Below are 5,701 nucleotides of genomic sequence, written 5' to 3'. Positions count from 1 at the left end.
GTCTGTTGTTTGAGAACTCAATAGTGTGCCAAGTTTGTTGATACCAATTTATTTATTTTATTGGTGAATGGTTTCAGGGTCCGCACCCCCGTGTGGGCGCCTGGGGCAATTTGCCGGGATTTTTTTGCTTGGTGCAACCCGGCCGACTTTTTCCAGTCGGCGTGTTGGTTGTGTCTGTATTTTTTTACGGAGAGTTTGATCCTGGCTCAGGATGAACGCTGGCGGCGTGCTTAACACATGCAAGTCGAACGATGACCCCCAGCTTGCTGGGGTGATTAGTGGCGAACGGGTGAGTAACACGTGAGTAACCTGCCCCTGACTCTGGGATAAGCCCGGGAAACTGGGTCTAATACTGGATATGCACCGTAAGCCGCATGGCTTTTGGTGGAAAGATTTTTTGGTCAGGGATGGACTCGCGGCCTATCAGCTTGTTGGTGAGGTAATGGCTCACCAAGGCGACGACGGGTAGCCGGCCTGAGAGGGTGACCGGCCACACTGGGACTGAGACACGGCCCAGACTCCTACGGGAGGCAGCAGTGGGGAATATTGCACAATGGGCGAAAGCCTGATGCAGCGACGCCGCGTGAGGGATGACGGCCTTCGGGTTGTAAACCTCTTTCAGTAGGGAAGAAGCGAAAGTGACGGTACCTGCAGAAGAAGCGCCGGCTAACTACGTGCCAGCAGCCGCGGTAATACGTAGGGCGCAAGCGTTATCCGGAATTATTGGGCGTAAAGAGCTCGTAGGCGGTTTGTCGCGTCTGCCGTGAAAGTCCGAGGCTCAACCTCGGATCTGCGGTGGGTACGGGCAGACTAGAGTGATGTAGGGGAGACTGGAATTCCTGGTGTAGCGGTGAAATGCGCAGATATCAGGAGGAACACCGATGGCGAAGGCAGGTCTCTGGGCATTAACTGACGCTGAGGAGCGAAAGCATGGGGAGCGAACAGGATTAGATACCCTGGTAGTCCATGCCGTAAACGTTGGGCACTAGGTGTGGGGGACATTCCACGTTTTCCGCGCCGTAGCTAACGCATTAAGTGCCCCGCCTGGGGAGTACGGCCGCAAGGCTAAAACTCAAAGGAATTGACGGGGGCCCGCACAAGCGGCGGAGCATGCGGATTAATTCGATGCAACGCGAAGAACCTTACCAAGGCTTGACATGTGCCAGACCGCCGTGGAAACACGGTTTCCCCTTTGGGGCTGGTTCACAGGTGGTGCATGGTTGTCGTCAGCTCGTGTCGTGAGATGTTGGGTTAAGTCCCGCAACGAGCGCAACCCTCGTTCTATGTTGCCAGCGCGTCAAGGCGGGGACTCATAGGAGACTGCCGGGGTCAACTCGGAGGAAGGTGGGGACGACGTCAAATCATCATGCCCCTTATGTCTTGGGCTTCACGCATGCTACAATGGCCGGTACAATGGGTTGCGATACTGTGAGGTGGAGCTAATCCCAAAAAGCCGGTCTCAGTTCGGATTGGGGTCTGCAACTCGACCCCATGAAGTCGGAGTCGCTAGTAATCGCAGATCAGCAACGCTGCGGTGAATACGTTCCCGGGCCTTGTACACACCGCCCGTCAAGTCACGAAAGTTGGTAACACCCGAAGCCGGTGGCCTAACCCCTTGTGGGAGGGAGCCGTCGAAGGTGGGACCGGCGATTGGGACTAAGTCGTAACAAGGTAGCCGTACCGGAAGGTGCGGCTGGATCACCTCCTTTCTAAGGAGCAACTAACGCCAAGCGACCACGCCAAAGTGCGCGGAACCGTGGGTGTTCAGTGCTGCTCGCATCCACCACTTGTGTTGGTGGGCGAGTGCTCAAGGGTGGAATATCAACAAGCAACGGCCGTCCGGTTTCGGGCACGATCGATCAGTACGCCGCACCTTGTGTGTGGTTGGAACGTGGGTGGTGTCCGGGGGTGGAACGGTCTTTTGGCACACTGTTGGGTCCTGGAATAACAGGCCCGTTGCCGGCTTCCCTTGCGGGGGTCGGTGGTGGTTCTTGTTTTTTCTGGTTTCCCGCGCATGGCCTAGGCCGCACAAGCCGCACCCGTGAAGGGTGTTTGTGTGGCGGTGGGTGTGACGGGGTTGTTGTTTGGGAACTGTATAGTGGACGCGAGCATCTTGTGAAACAGGTGCGATTCAAGCCGGTGGCCTTCGGGTCGTTGGTTTTGTTTTGTTCTGTTTTGCATAAGCAATTTCTTAAGAATTATTGAACCTGGTGGACATGCCTTGTGTGTGTCTTTCTTGGTTCTTTCGATTGTAATAAATTTTAGCTCATGTAAATTTTTGATCATGTTTGTGGTCAAGTTTTTAAGAGCGCACGGTGGATGCCTTGGCATTGGGAGCCGAAGAAGGACGTGGGAATCTGCGATAAGCCTGGAGGAGTCGATAACCGGACGTTGATACCAGGATTTCCGAATGGGGAAACCCCGCACCATGTCATGTGGTGTGACCCGCAGCTGAACACATAGGCTGCGTGGAGGGAACGCGGGGAAGTGAAACATCTCAGTACCCGCAGGAAGAGAAAACAAAAGTGATTCCGTTAGTAGTGGCGAGCGAACGCGGAAGGGGCTAAACCGGTCCATGTGTGATAGCCGGCGGGCGTTGCATGGTCGGGGTTGTGGGACTTTCCATACTGGTTCTGCCGGACCAGTGAAGTGAGGTGCAGGCGTATAGGCGAACCGGTTTGAATGCCGGACCATAGAGGGTGAGAGTCCCGTAGTGCCAATGCGTGTCTGCCGCTTTGTGAGAGCATCCCAAGTAGGACGGGGCCCGAGAAATCCCGTTTGAATCCGCCAGGACCACCTGGTAAGCCTAAATACTACCCAATGACCGATAGCGGATAAGTACCGTGAGGGAATGGTGAAAAGTACCCCGGGAGGGGAGTGAAATAGTACCTGAAACCGTGCGCTTACAATCCGTTGGAGCCTCCTTGTTGGGGTGACAGCGTGCCTTTTGAAGAATGAGCCTGCGAGTTAGTGTTACGTCGCGAGGTTAACCCGTGTGGGGAAGCCGTAGCGAAAGCGAGTCTGAATAGGGCGAGTTAGTGGCGTGATCTAGACCCGAAGCGAAGTGATCTACCCATGGCCAGGTTGAAGCGCGTGTAAGAGCGCGTGGAGGACCGAACCCACTTCAGTTGAAAATGGAGGGGATGAGCTGTGGGTAGGGGTGAAAGGCCAATCAAACTTCGTGATAGCTGGTTCTCCCCGAAATGCATTTAGGTGCAGCGTTGCGTGTTTCTTACCGGAGGTAGAGCTACTGGATGGCTAATGGGCCCTACAAGGTTACTGACGTCAGCCAAACTCCGAATGCCGGTAAGTGAGAGCGCAGCAGTGAGACTGTGGGGGATAAGCTTCATAGTCGAGAGGGAAACAGCCCAGAACGCCAACTAAGGCCCCTAAGCGTGTGCTAAGTGGAAAAGGATGTGGAGTTGCGAAGACAACCAGGAGGTTGGCTTAGAAGCAGCCATCCTTGAAAGAGTGCGTAATAGCTCACTGGTCAAGTGATTCCGCGCCGACAATGTAGCGGGGCTCAAGCACACCGCCGAAGTTGCGTCATTCAAATATTGGTAGGCCTTCGTGGTCCAGCCGTTTGGATGGGTAGGGGAGCGTCGTGTGGGCAGTGAAGTCGCGGTGTAAACCAGCGGTGGAGCCCACACGAGTGAGAATGCAGGCATGAGTAGCGAATGACGGGTGAGAAACCCGTCCGCCGAATGATCAAGGGTTCCAGGGTCAAGCTAATCTGCCCTGGGTAAGTCGGGACCTAAGGCGAGGCCGACAGGCGTAGTCGATGGACAACGGGTTGATATTCCCGTACCGGCAAAAAACCGCCCATAGCGAACCGGTGATGCTAACCACCCCAACCACCCACCGTGGAGCCTTCGGGCTTTGCACCGGGTGTGCGGCGTGGGACCCGAACCGGGGAGTTAAGCGTATTAACAGGTGTGACGCAGGAAGGTAGCCGAGCCAGGCAATGGAATTGACCTGGTCCAAGGATGTAGGGCGAGTCGTAGGCAAATCCGCGACTCACATAAGCCTGAGACCCGATAGGCGCCCCCCTCGGGGGGTGATTCGGTGATCCTATGCTGCCAAGAAAAGCATCGACGCGAGGTTTTAGCCGCCCGTACCCCAAACCGACACAGGTGATCAGGTAGAGAATACTAAGGCGATCGAGAGAATCATGGTTAAGGAACTCGGCAAAATGCCCCCGTAACTTCGGGAGAAGGGGGGCCTGCCCCGTGACCGCCACTTGCTGGCGTGAGCGGGTGTGGGCCGCAGAGACCAGGGGGAAGCGACTGTTTACTAAAAACACAGGTCCGTGCGAAGTCGCAAGACGATGTATACGGACTGACTCCTGCCCGGTGCTGGAAGGTTAAGAGGACCGGTTAGCCCTTCGGGGCGAAGCTGAGAATTTAAGCCCCAGTAAACGGCGGTGGTAACTATAACCATCCTAAGGTAGCGAAATTCCTTGTCGGGTAAGTTCCGACCTGCACGAATGGAGTAACGACTTCCCCGCTGTCTCAACCATGAACTCGGCGAAATTGCACTACGAGTAAAGATGCTCGTTACGCGCAGCAGGACGGAAAGACCCCGAGACCTTTACTATAGTTTGGTATTGGTGTTCGGTGCAGCTTGTGTAGGATAGGTGGGAGACTGTGAAGCCCGGACGCTAGTTCGGGTGGAGTCATCGTTGAAATACCACTCTGGCTGTACCGGTCACCTAACTTCGGCCCATAATCTGGGTCAGGGACAGTGCCTGATGGGTAGTTTAACTGGGGCGGTTGCCTCCTAAAAAGTAACGGAGGCGCCCAAAGGTTCCCTCAGCCTGGTTGGCAATCAGGTGTCGAGTGTAAGTGCACAAGGGAGCTTGACTGTGAGAGCGACAGCTCGAGCAGGGACGAAAGTCGGGACTAGTGATCCGGCGGCACGTTGTGGAACGGCCGTCGCTCAACGGATAAAAGGTACCTCGGGGATAACAGGCTGATCTTGCCCAAGAGTCCATATCGACGGCATGGTTTGGCACCTCGATGTCGGCTCGTCGCATCCTGGGGCTGGAGTAGGTCCCAAGGGTTGGGCTGTTCGCCCATTAAAGCGGTACGCGAGCTGGGTTTAGAACGTCGTGAGACAGTTCGGTCCCTATCCGCTGCGCGCGCAGGAAATTTGAGAAGAGCTGTCCTTAGTACGAGAGGACCGGGACGGACGAACCTCTGGTGTGTCAGTTGTACTGCCAAGTGCACCGCTGATTGGCTACGTTCGGAAGGGATAACCGCTGAAAGCATCTAAGCGGGAAGCCCACTTCAAGATGAGATTTCCATGCACGCTTGTCGTGCGAGAGGCCCCCAGCAGACCACTGGGTTGATAGGCGGGATGTGGAAGCGAGGACCAAAGACTCGTGAAGCTGACCCGTACTAATAGGCCGACAACTTAAACCACAAACACCCACACACCCCCAGGGGTTGTGTCGGCAAGAAACGCTGCGTCCACTATACGGTCCCGAAACAACAACCTTGTTTTTTCGCGGGACAACCAAACATGTATCACCACTAGTGATATCTCTGTAACCACAGATTCACCGCACCACCGGGAGTTTTTCGCCCCGGGGTGCCGGTACCAGGGTTACGGCGGTCATAGCGTGGGGGAAACGCCCGGTCCCATACCGAACCCGGAAGCTAAGGCCCACTGCGCCGATGGTACTGCACTCGGGAGGGTG

General features: G+C 55.6%; 3 rRNA genes. All 3 read left to right on the top strand.

Annotated features, from left to right (window positions below):
• The first annotated feature begins 183 nt into the window (after window positions 1-183).
• A 16S ribosomal RNA gene (locus ACIQLF_RS21780) occupies window positions 184-1,709 on the top strand.
• Window positions 1,710-2,292: 583 nt separating this feature from the next.
• A 23S ribosomal RNA gene (locus ACIQLF_RS21775) occupies window positions 2,293-5,423 on the top strand.
• Between the two features lie 185 nt (window positions 5,424-5,608).
• Window positions 5,609-5,701 (top strand): 5S ribosomal RNA (gene rrf / locus ACIQLF_RS21770); the annotation flags it as partial.

The sequence above is a fragment of the Paeniglutamicibacter sp. NPDC091659 genome, from assembly GCF_044756805.1.
GTDB lineage: Bacteria > Actinomycetota > Actinomycetes > Actinomycetales > Micrococcaceae > Paeniglutamicibacter.
This window is presented reverse-complemented; position numbering and strand designations above follow the sequence as displayed.